This window comes from Plantibacter sp., from assembly GCF_059073635.1.
The window spans coordinates 16,185-37,323 of record NZ_JCACOF010000004.1; the positions used below are offsets into that span (position 1 = coordinate 16,185).

The 21,139-nt window shown below is 70.4% G+C and carries 17 protein-coding genes; 7 read left to right on the forward strand and 10 right to left on the reverse strand.

The genetic code is table 11. From position 1 onward, the window contains the following. Positions 1-2: 2 nt before the first annotated feature. The 5 genes from AC5JOC_RS03590 to AC5JOC_RS03610 form a co-directional block, all read right to left on the reverse strand. Positions 3-1,055, reverse strand: coding sequence for an ABC transporter permease (locus tag AC5JOC_RS03590; protein WP_137242513.1), 1,053 nt, complete (start codon positions 1,053-1,055; stop codon positions 3-5). Positions 1,056-1,057: 2 nt separating this feature from the next. Then, the gene (locus tag AC5JOC_RS03595; protein WP_494245408.1) at positions 1,058-1,963 is read right to left on the reverse strand and encodes an ABC transporter substrate-binding protein; all 906 of its coding nucleotides are present in this window, start codon (positions 1,961-1,963) and stop codon (positions 1,058-1,060) included. After that, a complete protein-coding gene (locus tag AC5JOC_RS03600) occupies positions 1,893-2,651 on the reverse strand; it encodes an ABC transporter substrate-binding protein (protein WP_494245386.1) in 759 nt (252 codons plus the stop codon). The genes AC5JOC_RS03595 and AC5JOC_RS03600 overlap by 71 nt, the downstream gene beginning before the upstream one ends. Positions 2,652-2,757: 106 nt before the next feature. Then, positions 2,758-4,362: a hydantoinase/oxoprolinase N-terminal domain-containing protein gene (locus AC5JOC_RS03605; RefSeq protein ID WP_159877291.1), complete on the reverse strand. Its 1,605-nt coding sequence runs from the start codon at positions 4,360-4,362 to the stop codon at positions 2,758-2,760. Beyond that, the gene (locus AC5JOC_RS03610; RefSeq protein ID WP_085512084.1) at positions 4,359-5,495 is read right to left on the reverse strand and encodes an S-methyl thiohydantoin desulfurase family protein; all 1,137 of its coding nucleotides are present in this window, start codon (positions 5,493-5,495) and stop codon (positions 4,359-4,361) included. The genes AC5JOC_RS03605 and AC5JOC_RS03610 overlap by 4 nt, the downstream gene beginning before the upstream one ends. Before the next feature lie 73 nt (positions 5,496-5,568). On the opposite strand from AC5JOC_RS03610, the gene AC5JOC_RS03615 reads away from it, so the two are divergent. Further along, a complete protein-coding gene (locus AC5JOC_RS03615) occupies positions 5,569-7,068 on the forward strand; it encodes a PucR family transcriptional regulator (protein ID WP_494245388.1) in 1,500 nt (499 codons plus the stop codon). A 152-nt stretch (positions 7,069-7,220) separates the two neighbouring features. Here AC5JOC_RS03615 and AC5JOC_RS03620 read toward each other — a convergent pair whose 3' ends face one another. After that, positions 7,221-8,078 (reverse strand): alpha/beta fold hydrolase, encoded by an 858-nt coding sequence (locus tag AC5JOC_RS03620; RefSeq protein WP_494245390.1) that lies wholly within the window; start codon positions 8,076-8,078, stop codon positions 7,221-7,223. 203 nt (positions 8,079-8,281) lie between these two features. Here AC5JOC_RS03620 and AC5JOC_RS03625 point away from each other — a divergent pair, with 203 nt between their 5' ends. After that, positions 8,282-8,929: a pyridoxal 5'-phosphate synthase gene (locus AC5JOC_RS03625; RefSeq protein WP_159877283.1), complete on the forward strand. Its 648-nt coding sequence runs from the start codon at positions 8,282-8,284 to the stop codon at positions 8,927-8,929. Positions 8,930-9,126: 197 nt separating this feature from the next. Here AC5JOC_RS03625 and AC5JOC_RS03630 read toward each other — a convergent pair whose 3' ends face one another. Then, the gene (locus AC5JOC_RS03630) at positions 9,127-12,018 is read right to left on the reverse strand and encodes an MMPL family transporter (RefSeq protein WP_494245392.1); all 2,892 of its coding nucleotides are present in this window, start codon (positions 12,016-12,018) and stop codon (positions 9,127-9,129) included. A 63-nt stretch (positions 12,019-12,081) separates the two neighbouring features. Next, a complete protein-coding gene (locus AC5JOC_RS03635) occupies positions 12,082-12,729 on the reverse strand; it encodes a TetR/AcrR family transcriptional regulator (RefSeq protein WP_064296018.1) in 648 nt (215 codons plus the stop codon). Between the two features lie 227 nt (positions 12,730-12,956). On the opposite strand from AC5JOC_RS03635, the gene AC5JOC_RS03640 reads away from it, so the two are divergent. Then, positions 12,957-14,183 (forward strand): MFS transporter, encoded by a 1,227-nt coding sequence (locus AC5JOC_RS03640; RefSeq protein WP_426738267.1) that lies wholly within the window; start codon positions 12,957-12,959, stop codon positions 14,181-14,183. Between the two features lie 25 nt (positions 14,184-14,208). Here the strand turns inward: AC5JOC_RS03640 and AC5JOC_RS03645 are convergent, their stop codons facing one another. Further along, entirely contained in the window at positions 14,209-15,075 is an 867-nt protein-coding gene (locus tag AC5JOC_RS03645) for a helix-turn-helix transcriptional regulator (protein ID WP_206428297.1), read from the reverse strand. Positions 15,076-15,188: 113 nt separating this feature from the next. Next, positions 15,189-18,164, reverse strand: coding sequence for a 2-isopropylmalate synthase (locus AC5JOC_RS03650; protein ID WP_494245395.1), 2,976 nt, complete (start codon positions 18,162-18,164; stop codon positions 15,189-15,191). Positions 18,165-18,215: 51 nt separating this feature from the next. Between AC5JOC_RS03650 and AC5JOC_RS03655 the strand changes: the two genes are divergently transcribed. The 4 genes from AC5JOC_RS03655 to AC5JOC_RS03670 all read left to right on the forward strand — a co-directional run bounded on the left by AC5JOC_RS03655 (position 18,216) and on the right by AC5JOC_RS03670 (position 21,138). After that, positions 18,216-18,908, forward strand: a complete 693-nt coding sequence (locus AC5JOC_RS03655) for a FadR/GntR family transcriptional regulator (RefSeq protein WP_494245397.1) — start codon at positions 18,216-18,218, stop codon at positions 18,906-18,908. Positions 18,909-19,192: 284 nt separating this feature from the next. After that, the gene (gene kdpF / locus AC5JOC_RS03660; RefSeq protein ID WP_056009336.1) at positions 19,193-19,282 is read left to right on the forward strand and encodes a K(+)-transporting ATPase subunit F; all 90 of its coding nucleotides are present in this window, start codon (positions 19,193-19,195) and stop codon (positions 19,280-19,282) included. Next, complete coding sequence (gene kdpA / locus AC5JOC_RS03665; RefSeq protein WP_194643523.1) at positions 19,282-20,955, forward strand: potassium-transporting ATPase subunit KdpA; 1,674 nt, start codon at positions 19,282-19,284, stop codon at positions 20,953-20,955. The genes kdpF and kdpA overlap by 1 nt, the downstream gene beginning before the upstream one ends. An 87-nt stretch (positions 20,956-21,042) precedes the next feature. Beyond that, positions 21,043-21,138 carry a potassium-transporting ATPase subunit KdpA gene (locus tag AC5JOC_RS03670; protein ID WP_494245398.1) on the forward strand — a complete coding sequence of 32 codons (96 nt, stop codon included), beginning with the start codon at positions 21,043-21,045 and terminating at the stop codon, positions 21,136-21,138. Position 21,139: the final 1 nt, after the last annotated feature.

Here is a 21,139-nt window from a genome sequence, read left to right on the forward strand (position 1 = left end):
GCTCAGCCCTCCGTGATCGAGGAGCGCGGATCGATCGTCGCGAGCGCGATGTCGATGAGGAGGTTGAGGCCGAGGACGAGGATCGCGTACACGAGCACGATGCCCTGGATCATCGGGTAGTCCTTCGAGGTGATCGACGAGACGATGCTCGTCCCGAGACCGGGGATGGCGAAGACCGTCTCGATGAGCACGGTGCCGGCGACCATGCCCGTGAGGATGATGCCGCCGATCGTGAGCGTGGACGTCACCATGTTCGGCAGCGCGTGCCGGAGGTAGACGAGGTGCGTCGGCAGGCGCTTGCTCCGTGCCGTGGTCATGTACGGCATCTCGAGGACGGCCAGCATCTCCACGTGCACGATGCGGGCCAGGTACGCCATCGGACCGACCGCGAGGGCCACCACCGGCAGGATCGCCTGGTCGAAGCCTCCCCAGCCGGCGGCCGGGAGCACCTTGAGCCCGATGCTGAACACGGCGATGAGACCGACGGCGAGCAGGAGGCTCGGGATGGCGATCAGCACGCCGAGTAGACCCGAGACGCCGAGGTCCGCGAGGCGGCGGCGGCCGGTACGCGAGGACACCGCGGTCGCGACGCCGATGGGGAAGGCGCCGATCGCCGCGAGGAGGAAGGACGCGACCGCGAGGGTGAGCGTCACCGGGAAGCGCTGCGCGATCGTGTCGGCGACCGGCCGCTGCGACCCGATCGCCGTGCCGAAGTCGCCGCGGAACAGCCCGCTGACGTAGTTGACGAACTGCTCCGGCACCGGCACGTTCAGGCCGAGGTCGGCGCGCGTCCGCTCGACGAGTTCCGGGGTCGCGCTGTTCCCGAGCGCAGCCCGCACCGGGTCGCCCGGCACGAGCTGCACGATCAGGAACGTCGCGACGATGACGATGGCGAGGGAGACGAGCACCCTGCCCAGTCGTCGGAGGATGAACGAGGTCCGCGGGGAGAGTCCGCCGAGGACGCCGCGACCCCCTCGACGCGCGACCGCCGGGCCGCCGGGGCCCGTGGCCGGGTCGGTGGCCTGCTCGGTGGTCACGGTCGAGGGGATCGTCATGATCAGCCGACCATCCGGATGCTCGTCGGGCGGATGAAGTTCGGACGCTCGACCTCGGCGCCGTTCAGGTACAGGAAGTCCTGCGCGTCGGCGATCGGGAACACGTCCGTCCGCTCGATGAGCTTCGCTTCGGCCTGCTGCCAGAGGTCGCAGGTCTCCTCCGGGCTGGCCGTCTTGGCCTGCTCGGCGAGCGCGTCGTACTCCGGGTTGTCGACGAACATGAAGTTGTTGCCGCCCTTGTCCGGGGTCTCGCCACCGAAGAAGGTGTTCACGATGACCGGTCCGCCCGGAGCGATCTGCACGAAGCCGGTGTCCCAGTCGAAGGTCGAGAACAGCTGCTCGGACCAGGCGTTCGCGTCGTTGCCCGAGAGCTCCGTCGTGACGCCCAGCTCGTCCCAGGTCTGCTGCACGAGCTCGGCCGCGGCCGCGTGGCTCGGGGTGGCCGCGTCGTAGATGAACTTGATCGTCAGCGGCTCGCCGTCCTTCGAGCGCTTGCCGTCGGAACCGAGCGTCCAGCCCGCCTCGTCGAGGAGCTCGCCGGACTTCTCGACGTCCGTCTCGGGGAGCGTCCACTGCGGGCCGTCGGCGACGCAGAGGTACGGGCTCTTCACGACGAGCGACTTGGACTCCTCGGCGGTGCCGTCGGTGACGACCTCGCCGACCTGCTCGCGGTCGATCGCGGTGACGAGGGCCTCACGGACGAGCGGGTCGGAGGTGGGGCGCTCCGGGCGCTCGTTGAAGAGCATCTCGCCGATCGGGTTGCGCACGCCCTCGCTGCCGAGACCGGCGGCCTCGACGCGGTCCTGGTCGGCGCCGCCGATGCTCGCGGCGTTCACGTCACCGGAGAGCAGCAGGTTCGCGGCGGTCCCGGGGTCGGTGACGACGCGGACCTCGAAGGTGTCCGGCAGGCCCTTGGTGTCGCTCGTGACGTCCTCCGGGACCCCAGGTGTAGTCGTCGCGCTTGGTGAAGGTGTAGCTGGAGCCTGGGGTCGCCTTGTCGAGGGCGAAGAGGCCGGTGCCGTTCATCGTCTCGACGAGGGAGTCCGGGTCGTCGAGGCCGGCCTGGCAGACCATCTCGACGGTGCCCGTGTTGGCGAGGATGAACGGGTCGGGCGTCGTGCTCGTGACGGTGAGCTGATTGCCGTCGGCGGTCGCGGTCATCCGCTCGGAGACCTGCGCGCCGTAGTAGAAGGTCGCGTTGGCCGGGTCGGCGTTGTAGGTGATGTTCGCCGCGGCGGTCTCCGCGGTGAACGGGGTGCCGTCGGCGCAGGTGATGCCGTCCTTGAGCGTGTAGGTGATGGAGGTGGAGCTCGCGTCCTCCTCCCAGCTCTCGGCCAGCCAGGGCAGGAGCTCGCCGTCGGCGTTGACGTACACGAGCGACTCGTAGTGGAAGCTGATGATCTCGCGGGCCTCGAGGCTGATGCCCGTCATGGGGACGAGGCTGCCCGGGTCGCCGCTCATCGCGGTGACGAAGGTGCCGCCGGAGACGTACTCGCCGGAGGAATCGGAGGATTGCGAGGAGGTGCACGCGGTGAGGGCCACCGCGGTGAGGGCCGCGGTGGCGAGTGCCGCCGCGGCTTTCCGCTTGCTGTTCATGCTGGATCCTTCGTACTCGGGTGGCCGTGGTGCGCGGGTGGCCGGATCAGATGGGGTGAGGTGCCGTGCTGGTGCTGGTGGAGAGCTGTGCTGGTGCTGTGGTGCGTCAGATGCGCTGTCGGGTCGCCGTGCCGATGCGGGCGAGGGGACCCGCCGCCTTCACGGAGACCTTCAGGGTGGGGCGGGTCGCGTACGAGACGGGGGTCTCGAGCACGTCGACGATCTCGACCGAGCGCGGGTCTGCGCCGGCCTGGATCGCCTTCTCGATCGCGGAGCGTCCTGCCTCCTCGATGGCGGCTGCGCGGTCGGCGAAGTCGCAGAGCTGATCGGAGCGCCCACCGGCGAGCGCGATGGCCGCGCCCACGGCGTTGGCGACGTTGCCGCGCGCCGGGCGCAGGACCTCGCTCGCGCCGAGGACGGCGTCCGGGACGAGGAATCCTCCGCCGCCGACGACGACGAGCGGGAGGCCGGTGCGGCCGAGCGACATGCGCTCGACGGCGGACTCGATGCGTTCGTGGGCGACGCCGAGCGCGTGCTCGAGTGCTTGGCGGGTCACGCGGTCGAGGGGCGGCAGCTCGCGGTCGGCGATGCCGAACTGGAGCGAGGCCGCGTCGGTGAGGGTCGGGGTGGTGCCGCCGAACAGCAGCGCCTCCTCGGTGAGGCGGTAACCGACCGAGTCGTGCCGCGGGACACCGGTCGCGGTGTCGACGATCGTGCCGCCGCCGAGGCCGACGCTCAGGATGTCGGGCATGCGGAAGTTCGTCCGCACGCCACCGACCTCGCGGGGCAGGGTCGACTCGCGGGGGAACCGGTCGACGAGCACGCCGAGGTCGCTCGTCGTGCCGCCGACGTCGATGATGATCGCGTTGTCGGCACCGGAGAGGAAGGCGGCGCCGCGGATGGAGTTCGCCGGCCCGGAACCGATCGTGAGCACGGGGTAACGCGCCGCGTACTCGACGGCCATGAGCGTGCCGTCGTTCTGGGCGAAGTACGTGGTCGCGTCGAGTCGCTCCTCGGCGACGACGGTCGTGAGCGCGTTCGTGACGTCGCGGGCGACGGCGTAGAGGGACGCGTTCAGGACCGTCGCGTTCTCGCGCTCCAACAACCCGAGCGCGCCGATCTCGTGACTGAGCGACACCGGGATGTCGACCCCGACGTGGTCCTGGACGAGCGCCTCGACCTCGAGCTCCTGCTCGGGGAACGACGGGCTGAAGATCCCGCAGACGGCGACCGCGTCGAAGGTGCCGGCCAGGGCGTCGAGCTCCCGGCGGATGAGGTCGCGGTCGAGCGGGGCGATCGGGTAGCCGTCGACGAGGTGGCCACCGCCCGCGAGGATGCTCCCCGCGAGGACGACGTCGCGCAGTTCCCGCGGCCAGCCGGCGAGCGGCGGGAGCGAGGTGGCGGCAGGCGAGCCCAGCCGGATGACGACGACGCGTCCGAGGTCGCGGCGGTTGACGATCGCGTTGGTCGCGTGGGTGGTGCCGAGCATGACGCGGGTGACGAGGCCCCGGTCGTCGCCCAGCTGGTCGAGGACCTCGGCGAGCGCGGCCCGGATGCCGCCGGTGACGTCGCGGGTGGTGGGCTGCTTCGTCCACGAGACGACCTCGCCCGTTCCCGAGAGCGCGACGGCGTCGGTGTTGGTCCCGCCGACGTCGATACCGATCGCGAGTTCGCCCGAGGTGTCGGTGACGGTGCTGGTGCCGGCGCTCATCGGGTCGCTCCAATGGTCTCGTCGGCGCTCACGCCGAAGGGCTCGTAGTCGAGGTCGTAGCCGAACGCGCGCGGGCCGGCGAGTTCGAGGCCGCGCTCGGTGCGCCACAGTGGATCGCACGCCCAGGCGAGGACGCTCACCCGCTGCCCGAAGCGCAGCATCTCGGTGGAGATCGCGTCGCCCGTCTCGGAGTCGACGATCGTGACGAGGTCGGGGACGCTGACGATGACCGCTCCGTCCTCCATGACGACGAGGTTCTCGTTCTGGATCTCCACGCGGGTGAGGCGACCGCGGTGCTCGCCGATCCCCTCGACCGTGACGGAACCGCGGGTGAACCCGCCCTCGGTGCGGCGCTCGATGTCGACGACCTTGCCGCCCGTGATGAGGGACGCGCCGAGTTCGTCCGTGAGCGCACCGACGGGGTCGGTGGCGGTGAGGAGCCGGCGCCCGACCTGCACGGCGCGGCTGACGCTGCCCTCGATGACCGCTCCGCGGACGGTGTCGCGGTCCATGACGTAGTTGGCGCCGATCGAGATCGCACCGCTCGCCACGGTGAGGGCGCGGGCGTGGCGCTCGAGCCAGGCGAGGCTGACGGGCCGCAGGATCGAGACGTTGCCGATCACATCGCTCAGGACCGCGTACCCGGGCGGGAGGTTCGCGACGTTCATCGCGGTCATCGGCGCTTCCGGGAAGGCGCGTCCCATGCCGTCGGCGTCGAGGATGCTGAGGCCGAGGCTCGCGGCCCAGCCGACGGGGCCGACGCCGTTGCTGCCGCCGATCTCCGTCGCCATGATCGTGGTGATGCGCTTGCCGGTGAGGCGCTCGATCTCCTCGACGATGATCTCGGCCTGGCCGCTCGCGCCGAGCATCTCGAAGCCCACCGACGGGGCGCCGATGCCGGACATGGCGACGACCACGTCGTCCGCGTCGAGGTCGGCGACCTGTTTGACGGGGACCGGACCGAACTGCTCCAGGGCGATCTCGACGCCGAGCTGCGGGGTCTGCACCGCGCCGCCGCCACCGGTGCCGAAGATGGCGCATCCTGCGGCGAGCGCCGGCACGTCGGCCAGGGTGATGCTGGTGATCGGCGTGGCCGACGCTGCGGAGCGTGCAGCGGGGTGGTTCGTTGACATGTACCGAGCGTAGGCAGGGTCGGGAAGCACGACAATGTTCCCGCGGCCCACACAATCGGGGCAGAATGTGCTCATGGCCCAAGTCACCGTCGCGGACGTCATCCTCCAAGCCGAGCATCTCGGCGCCCGCTGCGTCGCCGGCGCCCCTGCAGGCGTCCCGGTCACCGGCGTCGAGATCCTCGCGCTCGACGAGCTGAACGACGCGACCGAGCACTCCATCGCCATCGTGACGACCCCCGACGGCGCCGTCCCGAGGCCGTACCAGGTCGACATCGCCATCCGCCGGGCCATCGCCGCGGGCTGTGCCGGCCTCGTGTTCGTCGGTGCGTTCCCCGTCGCCGAGACCTCGCGGGCCCTCGCGGACCGCGGTGGCCTGCCGGTCATCATGAGCGAGGGCATCGCCTCCGACCTCGCCGTGCTCATGGACCGCACGATCCGCGGTGGAGCGGAAGAGGCGATGTCGCGCGCCGAGTTCGCGATCCAACGGGTGATCAGCGCGTCCGCGGCCGAAGCGGAGCAGGCGTCGGGTGTCGGCGTGCGGGAGGCGATCCTCGAGGTCGCCAGCACGACCCTGGGGGTGCCGGTCACCCTCGTCGAGGACGCGAGCGCGAGCTGGCTCGAACCGGACGCGGTGTGCATCGGTGAGATCCCGATCGGCCGGGTCCATGCCGAGCGCGACGACCCGGCCGCGGCGATCGCCCTCCCGGTCATCGCCTCCGTCCTCTCGCGCGCCCTGCAACGGGAACTGCACGGACGCTTCGGTTCGGTGCGCTCGCGGGCGGAGCTCATCATCGAGCTGATCTTCGCCGAGTCGTCCCGTATCGACGGCTTCGCGATGGACGCGGTCCGCGCCGGCCTGCCGCTGCAGCTGTCGCACGCGGTGGCGTGGCTGACCCCGAAGCACGCGAGTGATCCCGACCGCCGCGCACCCACCGTCCTCGCGCCCTCCGTCGAGCTCTTCGCGCTGCAACTCGTCGACCAGCGCGAGGAGCAGTGGCACCTCGCGATGCGGCGCGACGAGATCGTCGTCATCTCCTCGGAGGAGCTCGGCGCACCCGACCACCAGCGACGCCTGCGCGACGTGATGGAGCGGATCGTCGCGCACGCCTCGACGATCGCGGGGCCGGAATGGACATTCACCGTCGGGCTCGGGACACCGCAGAGCGGAGCGGCAGGGCTCCGGCAGTCGGCGACCGAGGCGCGGGTCGCGGCTGAAGCCGCCATTGCGGGTGGTCGTTTCGGCACCATGGAGGCGACGGACGTCACCGGGCTGCGGCGGGTGCTCCTCGACTTCTACGCCTCACCACTCAGTCGGACGCTCCTCGACGACATCCTCTCGCCACTCGACGCCCTCGGTCCGGAGCGGGCCACGATCTCGGTGCGGACGCTCCTCTCCTACCTCAGCCATCGGAACTCACTGGCGCGTGCCGGGGCCGAGCTGAACCTGCATCCGAACGCGGTGAACTACCGGATCCGGCGCATCGAGCAGTCGCTCGAACTCGACCTCGCCGACCCGGACGTCCGCTTCGCCGCGGAGCTCGCCTGCCGGGTGCGGCTCATCGGCATGCCGTAGGCCCGCTCCGCCCCGGTCCCTGAGCCTGTCGAAGGGCCACGCGGTGCCTTCCCGTCGGCTACACGCCCTCCGTGCCGCATTTCGACAAGCTCAATGACCGGACGAAGGTGCCCCGGTCCCTGAGCCTGTCGAAGGGCAGCCCCTCGACGACCTCACCGACCGGACGCGAGCGTCTCCGCGTGCCTCGCCGTCCGCACGACGCCCGCGACGAGCGTCGGCCACAGCTGAGCCGGGATGAGGTGCCCCATGTCGGGCAGCACGTGCAGCTCGGCCGCCGGCATCGCCTCGGCGATGTCCACCGCCGAGCGCCAGTGCAGCACGTCGTCCTCGCGTCCGTGCAGCACGAGGGTCGGCACCGTCACCTCGCGCAGCCGGTCGAGCCGTTCCGGTGCGCGGAGCAACGCGGCCCACTGGCGACTGAACCCTTCCGGCGCGTACCCGCGGTCGTAGGCCTCGCCGGTCGCCCACACCTCCCACTCGGTGTCCGGCTGGTAGCGGGCGCCGGGGACGGGCGCGGCGAGGACGGCCATCGCGGCGACCGACTCCTCCCGGCTGTACCGCTCGGGCTCGACCTGCAGTTCGGCGCGGTCTCCGTGCAGGATGTAGCGCGGGTCCTGGCCGGGGATCGTCGACAGTAGGCCGAGACTCAGCACCCGCTCGGGGTGTTCGAGCGCGACCATCTGCGCCATCATCCCGCCCATGGAGTGACCGACGAGGTGCGCTGCCTCGACCCCGAGGTGGTCGAGCACCCGCACGACGTCGTCGCCCATGTCACCGAGCGAGTAGCCGCCGTCGAGGTCGTGCTCGCCACCGAAGCGCTGCGAGTACCCGACGTCGCGGTTGTCGAACCGCACGACGCGGAAGCCCTCGTCCACGAGCATGGCCCGGAACGGGTCACGCCAGGTGAGCAGCTGCGCACCGCCGCCCGCGATGAGCACGATCACCGGGTCGGCGGGGTCGCCCTCCACCTCGTAGTAGATCGAGACGTCGTCGGTGTCGGTGTACGGCATGCGGTGCTCACTCTCCTCGAACGTGTTCCCTGGCGGGCGTTCCGAGGCTAGCCCGCGGCCTGGCCGTGCACCATGTGCCCTGGACCCAGCGTTCCCGCCCGAGCTGTGCCGAGCGCCCAAGCCACTGAGGTGAGGCAGGTCGTCGCTCGGCAGCTCGCCGGGCGACGAGATGCCTCACCTCAGCGCACGGGTAGGCTCGCGACATGAGCGCCGAACCCCTCTCCGGAGACGACACCCTGCAGCTGCCCGAGTTCGAGACCCCGCCCGCCGAGCCCATGCTGCTCGCTCAGCAGTGGCTCGCCGCAGCGATCGAGCGGGACGTCAGCGAACCCCGATCGATGACCCTCGCGACCGCCACCTCGGTCGGTGTCGTCAGCGCGCGCACCGTCGACGTGAAGACCCTCGACGATCGCGGCCTGATCTTCGGCTCCTCGACCGAGAGCCGCAAGGGCGGGCAGCTCGCCGAGAACCCGAGCGCCGCCCTCCAGGTGTACTGGCGCGAGACGATGCAGCAGCTCCGCTTCGAGGGCCGCGTCGAGCAGCTGAGCGACGAGGAGTCCGACGCACTGTTCGCCGACCGCTCGCCCAAGTCACGAGCGGCGACGGCGGTCGCCCACCAGTCGACGCCATTCCGCGACGGCCCGGAGGAGACCCTCGACGCCCTCATCGCGCAGGCGAACGCGTTGCTCGAGCGCGAGGGGGACGACGTCCCGCGGCCGGCCACGTGGGTCGGGTTCCGGCTCGTCCCCGACATGGTCGAGTTCTGGCACGCCAGTCGCGACCGGATGCACCGGCGCCTCCGCTACCTCGCGGCCGACGGCGGCTGGATCGTGGACCGCCTGCAGCCGTAGCGGAGGGGCGACCACCGGCCGCCTCCCCACCCCGGTCATTGAGCCTGTCGAAATGCAACCCGGACCACCCCGCCCTTCGACAAACTCAGGGACCGAGTAGTCCCGGTCATTGAGCCTGTCGAAATGCAACCCGGACCACCCCGCCCTTCGACACTTCGACAGGCTCAGTGCAGCCCACCCGGGGACCGAGCGCCGCGCTACCTCGGCGCGCGGACGACCACGACGCCACCGACGGGCGGCTCGACGACCGCGGTGCCGTTGTCGGCGTCGACCGCGATGACGTAGGCACCGACGGCCACGCGCTGCACACCGGCGGTCGCCGGGTGCACGATGACGTCGAGCCCGGGCTCCACCCGGGAGACCTGCTGGTCGGCCGGGTCGGGGTCGGTCGTGAGCACGTGCGCCGGGTGCGTCCGCTCGGCGGCGGCCGCCTCCCGGCGGGTCAGCTCACTCGACGGTGCGGCCACGTGTGCGGCCGTCCCCGCGGTCACGCCGGCACCGAGGGCAGCCGTCTCCGCGCCGTCGACCGCGTTCCGCGGCTCGCCGCTCGACGGGGCGGTCGCGACCGAACCCGTGTCACCGGCCTCGACGTGATGCGCCGGGTGGCTGCGCTCGAGCGCGGCACCCTCGACGTCGACGTTCGGCAGGATGCGGTCGAGCCACTTCGGGATCCACCAGGCGCTCTTCCCGAGCAGGTGCATGACCGCCGGGATGAGGAGCATGCGGACGACGAACGCGTCGACGAGCACGCCGAACGCCAGACCGAAGCCGATGGACCGGATCATCGCCGAGTGGGAGAAGATGAACCCGCCGAAGACGGAGATCATGATGATCGCCGCTGCCACGACGACCGTCCGGCCGGCGTGCAGCCCGCGCTGGACCGCCAGGCGCGCCGGGGCACCGTGGGCGAACGCCTCGCGCATGCCGGACACGAGGAACAGCTGGTAGTCCATCGCGAGCCCGAAGAGGATGCCGATGAGGATCGTCGGCAGGAAGCTCAGGATGGGCCCCGGGTCGTGCACGCCGAACACCGGTCCGAGCCAGCCCCACTGGAAGATCGCCGTGATGCCACCGAAGGTCGCCGCGAGGGACAGCATGAAGCCGAGCGTCGCGGTGAGCGGCACGAGGATCGAGCGGAACACGAGGATCATGATGATCAGCGACAGACCGACCACGAGCGCCAGGTAGAGCGGAAGGGCGTCGGAGAGCTGCTTCGAGACGTCGATGTTGCCGCTCGCGCTGCCGGCCACGCCGAGCTCGACATCGCCCGACAGCGGCGAGAGGTCGCGCAGGTCGCGGACGAGCTGTTCCGTGGAGACGGCGTTCGGCCCCTCCTTCGGGATCACCTGGAAGGCGAGGACGGAGTTGTCGTCCGATGCGCCCACCGGCGCGACGGCCTTGACGTCGTCCTGGTCGGCGATCTCCTGGCCGATCCGCACCTGCTCCTCGAGGACTTCCTCGTCGGTGGCGGCGTCGGGCAGCGTCGCGACGACGAGCAGCGGACCGTTGACGCCGGCACCGAACTTGTCCTCGATGAGCGTGTAGGACTGGTACTGCGTCGAGTCGACGGCCTCCGAGCTGCCGTCCGGCAGGCCGAGACGCATGTCGAGCGCGGGGATCGCGACGACGCCGAGCACGACGAGTCCGGCGACGAGCGTGCCGACGGCGCGCAGGGTACCCATGGGCTTGGTCGGGACGGCGTCCGGGCGCGGCGTGCCGATGGTGCCGCGTGCCTTCCGGCTGAGGATGCGGAGACCGAGCAGCGACAGCAGGGCGGGCGTGAGGGTGACCGCGAGCAGGATCGCGACGGCGACGCAGATCGCGCCGACGGTGCCCATCAGGCCGAGGAACGGGATCCCGGTGACGTTGAGCGCCAGCAGCGCGACGAGGACGGTCGATCCGGCGAAGACGACCGCGTTGCCCGAGGTGCCGTTCGCGAGGCCGATGGACTCGTGCAGCTCGACGCCCGCGAGCAGCTGCTTGCGGTGCCGGTTCAGGATGAACAGCGAGTAGTCGATGCCGACCGCGAGCCCGAGCATGACGCCGAGCACCGGCGTGATCGAGAGCATGTCGACGACGCCCGAGAGCGAGAGCGACGCGGTGACGCCGACACCGACGCCGACGATCGCCGAGACGAGCGGGAGCGATGCGGCGATGACCGTGCCGAGCATGACGAGCAGCGTGATCGCCGCGATGATGAGGCCGATCGCCTCACCCACGCCGAACAGCTGCGGCAGGCTCTGCGCGAGCTCGTTCGAGAACTCGACCTCGACGCCCGACGGGACGTCCTTCTTCACCTGGTCGATGACCGACTGCTTCGTCTCCGGCGTGACCTCCTGCTGGCGCTTGTCGAAGACGACGTTCGCGACCGCAGTGGTGTCGTCGGTCGAGACGGTGCGGATACCCGAGGAGAGGTCGAGGAGCTGCGAGGAGAGCTCGAGCTTCGTGCTCTGCTCGTCGAGCTTCGCGAGGTTCTCGGTGATGGTGGCCTGCTGGGCGTCGAGCGCCGTCTGCTGCTGCGTGATCGCGGTCTGCTGCGCGTCGAACTGGGCCTGTGCGGCGGCCGGGAGTGTGCCGCCCGCGGCCTGCTGCGCCTGGGCGAGCGCGGCACTCAGCTGGGTCTGCGCGTCGGTCAGCTGCTGCTGTCCGGCGTCGAGCTGCGTCTGGCCGTCGGTCAGCTGGGTGCGGCCGTCGTCGATCTGCGTCTTGCCGTCGGAGATCTGCTTCGCCTGGTCGGCGATCGTCTCCTGCGTCTCGAAGGGGTTGACCGTGGAGTCGACGCCCTTGAGGTCGGCCGTCTCGTCGAGCAGCTCACCGATCGCGGTCTTCTGGCTGTCGGTGAAGGCGTCACCGTCCTTCGTGTGGAACACCATCGCCCCGGTGCCGCCGGAGGCGCTCGGGAACGACTCCTCGAGCTGGTCGGTGACCTTCGCGGTCGGTGTGCCCGGGATGGTGACGGCGCTCGAGAGGGTGCCGCCGAAGGCGAGGAACGCACCCACCGAGATGCCGAGGATCACGATCCAGGAGATGAGGACGGCCCACGCGCGACGCGCGGAGAAGCGTCCGAGGCGATACAGCAGTTCAGCCAAGGGAGTCTCGATTCTTCGGGAGGTGGTGCTGGTGACGTGTGCGGGGACGGAGCGGGAAGCGGATCAGTGCGTGGACGCGTAGCCGGTGCGGACGCTCGCGATGAGCCGTTCCAGCAGGTCGGTCCAGAGGGCACGGGCTTCATCGTCCGTGGTGGCGCCGGTACTCGCGATCCAGTGATGGGCGAGCACTTCGACACCGTGCATGAGGGAGGACACCAGGAAGCCGGCCTCGAGTTCGTCGACGTCGGTGTTGCGCTCGGCCAGTTCGTGGGCGAGCTCCTGGGTGGTGCGGGAGAAGGTGGCCTGGAACAGCTGCTGCGGGCGCGAGTCGTCGGGTGCGAAGCCGCCGAGCGCGTTCCAGAGGAAGGCGATGACGCGGGGGATGTCGGTCGTGCGGAGCGCTGCGGCGACGTCCTCGAACATCGAGACGCGCGACCCCGGGCCTGCCGGTCGGGCGTTGACGGCGGACCGGAAGCTCTCGATCACGACGGCCAGCTCCTCGGTGCAGGAGGTGGTGACGAGGTCGTCGATCGAGGAGAAGTGGTTGAACACCGTGCGGCGCGAGACGTCGGCGCGCTCGGCGATGACGTCGACGTTGAAGCCGGCGATGCCCTGCTCCGCGATCATGACGCGGGCGGCGTCGAGGATCGCCCGATGGTGGCGCGCGCGGAGGGCGGCGCGTCGATCCTCGGCGGGGGCGGTGGTGGACACGTGGGTACACTACGTGCACCGATGCACTCAGTGCAACTTGTTGACGCGGTGTTCACCGATCTGCCAGGAAGGTGCGCTGACTCGCCCGAATCTGCACGAATATCCGCGACTTTCGTGCAGGAACGGGCGACTCAGCGACGCCGGGACGGGTGCCGGGGTGGACGGACGGTCGGGTCGGGTGGACTGGGCGTCGGGTGGAGGGGTCACGGCTCCGGCAAGCTGAGAGCATGACGACAGACGAGAAGCTCGACGCACCACGAACGGGCTCGGTCCCCACGACGAACGCAGCCGCGTCCGACGCCCCGCGCACGCGGACCGCCTGGGCGGCCGTCGCCGTCATGATGGCGACGAGCTTCGTGCTCGTGCTCGCCGAGTTCCTGCCGCCGAGCCTGCTGCCGTCGATGGCCGCGTCGCTCGGGATCACCGAGGGCCAGGCCGGCCAGGCCGTCACCGCGACGGCGTTCATCGGCTTCCTCACCGCACCGACGATCGGGATCCTCGTCCCGCGACTCGACCGTCGCCTCCTGCTCGTCCTGCTCGCGGCCGCCGCCGCGGTGTCGAGCGCGCTCGTCGCGATCTCCGCCGACTTCGTGATGCTGCTCATCGCCCGACTCCTGCTCGGCGCGGCCCTCGGCGCGTTCTGGGCGATGTCGATCGCGATCGCCGCCCGACTGTCCGCGCCGCACCACCTCGGTCGGGCGATCATGCTCGTGAACACCGGCACCACCGTCGCGACGGTCGCCGGCGTCCCGGTCGGCACCTACCTCGGTTCGGTCATGGACTGGCGCCTCATCTTCGCCGGTGTCGCGGTCATCACCGCGGTGGTGGCCGTCGCACTGCGGCTCGTCCTCCCACCCGTCGCGCCGGCTCCGTCCAGCGGTGGTCTGCGGTCGCTCGTCGACACGCTCCGGGTCCCCGGCATCCGCGTCGGCCTCACGGGACACATCCTGACCGTCCTCGGGCACTTCATCGCCTTCACCTACATCCGGCTCGCGATCGAGCGGGTGCCGGACCTCGACGCGGCGGGTGTGGCCGTCCTCCTCGCGGCGTTCGGCCTCGGCGGCGTGGTCGGCAACTTCGTGATCGGGCTCCTCGTCGACCGCCACCTCGCGGCCCTGCGCTACGTCGTCCCGGCCTTCATCGGCATCTCGATCGCGCTCGTGACCCTGTTCCCGGGGCAGCCCTGGATCGTGACCATCGCGATCACCACCTGGGGCATGGGCTTCGGCGCCTGGCTGACGACCCTGAGCACCTGGATGGGTCGCCTCGTCCCGGACCGCATGGAGTCCGGTGGCGGACTCGTCGTCGCAGGGTTCCAGCTCGCGATCACCGTCGGTGCCGGAGCGGGTGGACTGCTCGTCGACGCGGTCGGCATCGTCCCGGCGCTCACGGTCGCGGCGATCTCCGCGATCGTCGGTGGCATCGTCTTCGGGTCGGCGCGCACCGCGCGGTGATGCCGAAGGCTGCCCGGCCGACCGCCTACGCGGCGAGCGCCGCCTCGGCGCGCCAGCGGGCCGGCGTCAGGCCCGTGTACCGCTGGAAGGCGCGCGCGAAGCCGTCTTCCGACACGTAGCCGAGCGCGCCGGCGAGCTCGGCCACGGACGCGTCGCCCGTGAGGATGAGCCCCTTGGCCGTCTCCATGCGAACGGTCGTGAGGTAGGCGCGCGGGGTGTGCCCGACGACCTCGCGGAACCGCTCGGCGAACGCCGACCGCGACATCATGGCGATGCGGGCGAGCGTCTCGAAGGTCCACGGGCGCCCCGGTTCGGCGTGCAGGGCGTCGAGGACCGCGCCGATGTGCGGGTCGCCGATGCGCTGCAGCCAGCGATCCGGCGCGCAGCCGGCCTCGTTCCACGTGCGGAGCGCGGCCGACACGATCGTGGTCGCGATGCGGCTGCAGATGACGGTGTCGCCCGGCCGCGGACGACCAGTCGCCTGCGGGCAGCCCATGCCCTCGATGAGCGCCACCATCGAGGGCTCCTGCCCGGCGAAGTCGGCGACGTACAGGTGCTCGGGCAGCGTCTCCGCCACCTGTTGGCGCTGACCCGGCGGGGTGAAGGCGACGTCGAGGAGCTCGGCGTCCTCGAGCGCGACCACCGTCGTGGCGTGGGCGCGGGGGAAGAAGACGAGGTCGCCGGCGTCGAGGTCGCGGGTGCCGTCGGCGGCGGTGAGGCGGACGCGTCCGCTGGAGAGGTAGACGAAACCGGACGCCGTGTGCGGTCGCCGCAGCGGTGTGCCCGCGGCGAGGCGGTCGCGGTCGGTGCCGTGGATCGTCCACTCGAGGCTCGCGAGTGCGCGATCGAAGGTGTCGATCGTCGACGCTGGAGGGGTCGCGGTGAGGGTCACACCGATGCGAACGCGAACGCGTCGCCGGATGTTCCGCGACCCTGCCCGCTGAGTCGCCCGGATCTGTCCGATCTCGGCGCGGATCCGAGCAGATTCGGGCGACTCGGTCGCGGCTAGCGCCCGTCCACCACGGACATGAACCCCGCGAAGGCGAAGGCGGCGGGGATGAAGTAGAGCAGCGTGCGGGTGACGAGCCAACTGACCGCACCGACAGCCACCCAGATCGCATGGAAGCGCGCGCGCACCGTGAGGCGACGGCCCTCCTCGCCGACGACCGTCTCCTTCCGGGTCCAGACCTGCTCAGCCTCCATGGCGTCCCGCGCCGCCTCGAGGACGCTCTCGGCGTCCTGTCCCGCCACCCGTTCGTCGCGGTACCGTTCGGCCCTCGTGATGAGACGCGGCACCAGGTCGGTGAGGATCGCATCGATGGCGACCCAGGGGGCGGCGTAGGCGAAGTCGGCGGCCGGCCTGCTGAAGAAGACGACCCGATCGTCGACCATCTCCACGTTGTAGTACGCCGCGGTGCTGACGAGCGACGACATCACGTCGGGGGTCAGCACGTATCGCGCGTCCGCTCCGTACCCGGACGGCGCGTAGACGCGGAACCACCGGTCGAAGTCGCCCTCGAGGGAGATCTGCAGACCCCGGTCGACGCCCGGCGGCAGGTCGCTGCGGACGGTGTCGTTCGTCGTCGCATCGAGCAGCAGGTGCGGGAGGGGTGCCGGCAGCCGCACCACGAGGTAATGCCAGTCCCTCGACCGCTTCACGTCGTCGACCAGGTTGCCGAACTCGATGTTCCCGCGGACGAATCGCGGATACGACTGCACCTGTGGTCCCGGCACGGTGATGAAGGCGTTGTTGTACTTCCCCGTCGTGGTGATGAGCGAGGAGAACATCGCCCGACCCTTCGGTTGCTCCTCGAAGCCGTTGGCCACCGCCGTCAGGTGGGTCCGCCATCCGGCGAGACGCGCCTTCGGCGACGGCGGGCGTCGCGACCAGCGGTACAGGAACCAGGCACCGACGAGCAGCCCGACGAGGACGAGCGCGGCGACGACCAGGCCGATGACGTCATCAGGCTCGACGCGACGGTCGTGGTATTCGTCGACGCTGACCCCGACCGAGACGAGCGCGATCGCCAGGTACCAGAGGACGAGGCTGAAGTAGAGGTGGAAGAGCACTCTCCGCCCGGTGGGCACCCGTTTGGGCCGGCCGGAGCGACGCTCATCCGCCATCGCCGCGGCGACCTCGTGTTCGGGCGCCGTCAGCCACCGCAGTTCCACTGATCCAGATCCCCTCGACGCCCTCAGCCTCCCAGCGTAGGGCAGGGCGACTACCGGCTCGCAGCGTTGACGACGGCGCGGACCGACGCCTCCAGCACGGAGCGATGGCGACCCGGCTGCCCACACCGTCTCCGCCCCGCGGCGGATCTCCAGGAGGGTCAGGGCCTCGGCGCCACTCCCGGCACTGAGCGAGGTCTGATGCAGGGAGACGATCTCGACGTGGACGCCGTGGTCGGCGAGGAGACGGGTCGCCGCCTCGACCGGACCGACGTCGGCGAAGGTGGCCTCATGGCGGTCCCCGTCGATCCGGAGACCGATCGTCGTCCGCGAGGTCTCGCCGGTCGTCGCCACATCGACCTCGAGCAGCTCGACCCGAGACGGCGTCGCAGACAGGTAGCTGCGCTCGAACGCCGCGAGCAACGCCTCGGCGTCCAGTTCGCGACCCGTCTCGTCCGCCTGCTGCTGGACGCGACGCGAGAAGTCCACCTGGAGACGACGGGGCATCTCGATGCCGTAGTCGCGTTCGAGCAGGTAGGCGATGCCGCCCTTGCCGGACTGCGAGTTCACGCGGATGACCGCCTCGTAGCTCCGGCCGAGGTCCGCGGGGTCGACCGGCAGGTAGGGCACCCGCCACGGGAGGTCCTCCGGGCGGCTGCCGGTGGCCTCAGCCCGCGCTCGGTGTTCGGCGAAGCCCTTCTTGATCGCATCCTGGTGCGTCCCCGAGAACGCGGTGTGGACGAGCTCGCCGACGTACGGGTGGCGCGGGTGGATCTCGATGCGGTTGCTGTGCTCCACGACCCGACGGATGTGGTCGATGTCGGAGAAGTCGATCATCGGATCGACGCCCTGCGCGTGCAGGTTGAGCGCCAGGGTCGCGAGGTCGACGTTGCCGGTCCGCTCGCCGTTGCCGAAGATGCACCCTTCGACGCGTTGGGCGCCAGCGAGGACCGCGAGCTCAGCGCACGCGATCCCTGTGCCGCGGTCGTTGTGCGGGTGGACCGACAGGATGACGGCGTCACGACGGTCGAGGTTCCGGTGCATGTACTCGATCTGGTCCGCGTAGACGTTCGGGCTCGCCGCTTCGACGGTCGCGGGCAGGTTGAGGATCACCGGGCGGTCCGGAGAGGCATCCCACAGGGTCGTCATGGCGTCGCAGAGTTCGAGGGCGTAGTCCGGCTCCGTCAGGTTGAAGACCTCCGGGGAGAACTCGAACCGCACCCCGTCGAGGTCGCCGGCGAACTCGAGGACGTCGGAGCCGCCGGCGAGGATGAGCGCGCGGAGTGAGTCGCGGTCGTGTCCGAGGACGACCTCCCGCCAGAGCGGCGCCGTCGCGGTGTACAGGTGGATGACGACCGGGTTCCGGATCCCACGGATCGACTCGACCGTGCGCTCGATCAGGTCGCGGCGGGCCGGTGTGAAGACGACGATCGTGACGTCCTCGGGGGCGATGTCGGTCTCGGCGATCAAGCGGACGAAGTCGTAGTCGGTCTGCGAGGCGGAGGGGTACCCGACCTCGATCTCCTTGTACCCCATGGTGACCATCAGCTCGAAGAACGCCCGTTTCCGCTCGGGGTCCATGGGCTCGGCGAGCGCCTGGTTGCCGTCGCGAAGGTCCACCGGCACCCAGAGCGGCGCCTCGGTCAGGCGCCGTGACGGCCAGGTGCGGTCGAGGAGCGGGACGTCCACCCGCGAGTACAGGTCCTGGTACCGGTGGGACGGCATCTGCGAGTGGCGCTGGCGATTCCAGCTCGGCGCGGAGGACGGAACGGGGCCGGCGGGTGTGGAGAGTCGGGAGTCTGCGGGGATCACGCGGCAACGCTAACACAACTTGTCAGACAAGCTGAGGACTATGATCGACCCATGGACACCGTGCACCGTGAATCACTCTCCGACCAGGTCGCACGCTTGCTCCTGCAGCGCATCCAGGCCGGCGAGTGGGAGATCGGCCAGAAGTTGCCCGGCGAGACGACCCTGGCACCGCAGCTCGGCGTCGGCCGCTCGACGATGCGCGAGGCGATCCGCCAGCTGGCCGGCCAGGGCGTGCTGTCGACCCGGCAGGGATCGGGGAACTTCCTCCGGTCGCGCACGCCGGTCCAGGATTGGGACGCGCTCGTCCTGCGGACCGCGATCGGCTCGGTCATCGAGGCGCGCATCGCCATCGAGTGTGAAGCGGCGGCCCTCGCCGCGCAACGCCACACGGCGTCCGATCTGGCCGCCATCCGGGCAGCGCTGGCCCATCGGAACACCGATCGCGCGACCATCGAGGGGCGGGTCGACGCCGACACGGCGCTCCACCGGAGCATCGTCGCCGCGAGCGGGAACGAGATCCTCACCGAACTGTTCGACACCTTCGCCGAGCGCAGCCGCGAGGCGATGATCCAGATGCTCCGCCTCAGCGGCGAGCCGGGGACGGACCACGACCAGCTCGTCCACGAGCACATCGTGCAGGCGGTCGCCGATCGCGATGCCACCGCGGCGTTCGACCGCAGCCGCACCCACCTCGTCGCCCTCCGCGACGGGATCGCCCTCCACCGGAGTGACGGACCGTCGTGACCGAGCCGGCGGGATGAGCCTGCTGACGCAGGGTCAGCCCGGCCGCGCACAACGCACTCCGTAGGGAGGTCGTGAGGATCCACGCGGAAGGCGTATGGAAACCGTGAGGACCGCCGTCGGAGGTCGCTGACGGGTGTTGGCTCTGAGCTGTCCCGAACGGGACGCAGCACCACGCACCCGCACCACGCACCCACTGGAGTCCTCTTGCTCGACCTCGTCTACGTGCTCGGCGTCATCGCCGTGTTCGCTCTGGTCGGCCTCGTCGCCCGGGGAGTGGAGAGACTGTGATCGTCTTCGAACTCCTCGCCGCCGTCCTGGCCGTCGCCGCCGTCGTGTACCTCGTGTACGCGCTCGTGAAACCCGAGAGGTTCTGATGCAGACCCTCTTCGCGATCCTCCAGGTCTCGACCCTCGTCCTGGTCCTCGTGCTGCTCTACCGTCCGCTCGGTGAGTACCTCGCCCGGGTGTACACCTCGAGCAAGGACTTCGCCGTCGAGCGCGGCTTCTATCGCGTGATCGGTGTCGACGCCCGCTCCGAGCAGACCTGGCAGGCCTACCTCCGCGGGGTGCTCGCCTTCTCGCTCGTCGGCGTTCTCCTCGTCTACGCCCTCCAGCGTGCGCAGGCCGTCCTGCCCTTCGCACTCGGCCTCCCCGCCGTCCCCGAGGGCCTGTCGTTCAACACGGCCGTGTCCTTCGTCACGAACACCAACTGGCAGTCGTACTCGCCCGAGGTCACGATGGGCTACACCGTGCAGCTCACGGGCCTCGCGGTGCAGAACTTCGTCTCCGCCGCCGTCGGCATCGCCGTCGCGATCGCCCTCGTCCGCGGCTTCGCGAGTCGCCGCAGCGGCACCATCGGCAACTTCTGGGTCGACCTCACCCGCGGCACCCTCCGCGTGCTGCTGCCGCTCTCGGTCGTCATGGCGGTCGTGCTCATCGCGGGCGGGACCATCCAGAACCTCAACGGCTTCACCGACGTCACGACCATCACGGGCGCGACGCAGACCATCCCCGGCGGACCGGTCGCCTCGCAGGAGGCCATCAAGCTCCTCGGCACGAACGGCGGCGGGTTCTTCAACGCGAACTCCGCGCACCCCTTCGAGAACCCGACCGCCTGGACGAGCCTCGTCCAGAACATCCTCATGCTCGCGATCCCGTTCTCCCTGCCGCGCACCTTCGGCCGCATGGTCGGCGACCACAAGCAGGGCTACACGATCCTCGCGGTCATGGGCGTCATCTTCCTCGCCTCGTTCTCGATCCTCACGGCGCTCGAAGCCCGCGGCCTCGGAGCGGCACCGATGGCGGCCGGCGGCGCGATGGAGGGCAAGGAGCAGCGTTTCGGCGTCTTCGCCTCGACGCTGTTCGGCTCGACCTCGACGCTCACCTCGACGGGTGCCGTCAACTCGATGCACGACTCCTACACGGCACTCGGCGGCATGATGCCGATGATCAACATGATGCTCGGCGAGATCGCCCCCGGCGGCGTCGGCTCAGGCCTGTACGGCATGCTCGTGCTCGCCGTCATCGCCGTGTTCATCGGTGGACTGCTCGTCGGCCGGACCCCGGAGTACCTCGGCAAGAAGATCGGCCCGCGGGAGATCAAGCTCGCGAGCCTGTACATCCTCGTGACGCCGACCCTCGTGCTCGCCGGCACCGCTCTGAGCTTCGCCATCCCCGGCGTCCGCTCGGATGTGGAGACGACGTCGATCTGGAACCCGGGCCTCCACGGCCTCTCCGAGGTCCTCTACGCCTTCACCTCTGCGTCGAACAACAACGGTTCCGCGTTCGCCGGTCTCACGGCGAACACCCCGTGGTTCAACACGGCGCTCGGTGTCGCGATGCTCCTCGGTCGCTTCGTCCCGATCGTGCTCGTCCTCGCGCTCGCCGGTTCGCTGGCCGCGCAGGACCGGGTGCCGTCGACCGCCGGAACGCTCCCGACCAACCGGCCGCAGTTCGTCGGCCTCCTCACCGGTGTCGCCGTGATCATCACCGCACTCACCTACTTCCCCGTACTCGCGCTGGGTCCCCTGGCGGAAGGGCTGTCATGAGCCACGTCCGCGACGCACACCGCGTGATCATCACCGCACCCACCTCCTCCCCGTACTCGCGCCAGGTCCCCTGGCGGAAGGGCTGTCATGAGCCACGTCCACGACGCACACCGCGTGATCATCACCGCACTCACCTACTTCCCCGTACTCGCGCTGGGTCCCCTGGCGGAAGGGCTGTCATAAA

Coding starts and splice junctions, on each gene's coding strand:
- AC5JOC_RS03590 (WP_137242513.1), bottom strand. CDS start 1,055: ATGACGATCCCCTCGACCGTGACCACCGAGCAGGCCACCGACCCGGCC.
- AC5JOC_RS03600 (WP_494245386.1), bottom strand. CDS start 2,651: ATGAACAGCAAGCGGAAAGCCGCGGCGGCACTCGCCACCGCGGCCCTC.
- AC5JOC_RS03605 (WP_159877291.1), bottom strand. CDS start 4,362: ATGAGCGCCGGCACCAGCACCGTCACCGACACCTCGGGCGAACTCGCG.
- AC5JOC_RS03610 (WP_085512084.1), bottom strand. CDS start 5,495: ATGTCAACGAACCACCCCGCTGCACGCTCCGCAGCGTCGGCCACGCCG.
- AC5JOC_RS03615 (WP_494245388.1), top strand. CDS start 5,569: ATGGCCCAAGTCACCGTCGCGGACGTCATCCTCCAAGCCGAGCATCTC.
- AC5JOC_RS03620 (WP_494245390.1), bottom strand. CDS start 8,078: ATGCCGTACACCGACACCGACGACGTCTCGATCTACTACGAGGTGGAG.
- AC5JOC_RS03625 (WP_159877283.1), top strand. CDS start 8,282: ATGAGCGCCGAACCCCTCTCCGGAGACGACACCCTGCAGCTGCCCGAG.
- AC5JOC_RS03640 (WP_426738267.1), top strand. CDS start 12,957: ATGACGACAGACGAGAAGCTCGACGCACCACGAACGGGCTCGGTCCCC.
- AC5JOC_RS03655 (WP_494245397.1), top strand. CDS start 18,216: ATGGACACCGTGCACCGTGAATCACTCTCCGACCAGGTCGCACGCTTG.
- kdpA (WP_194643523.1), top strand. CDS start 19,282: ATGCAGACCCTCTTCGCGATCCTCCAGGTCTCGACCCTCGTCCTGGTC.
- AC5JOC_RS03670 (WP_494245398.1), top strand. CDS start 21,043: ATGAGCCACGTCCACGACGCACACCGCGTGATCATCACCGCACTCACC.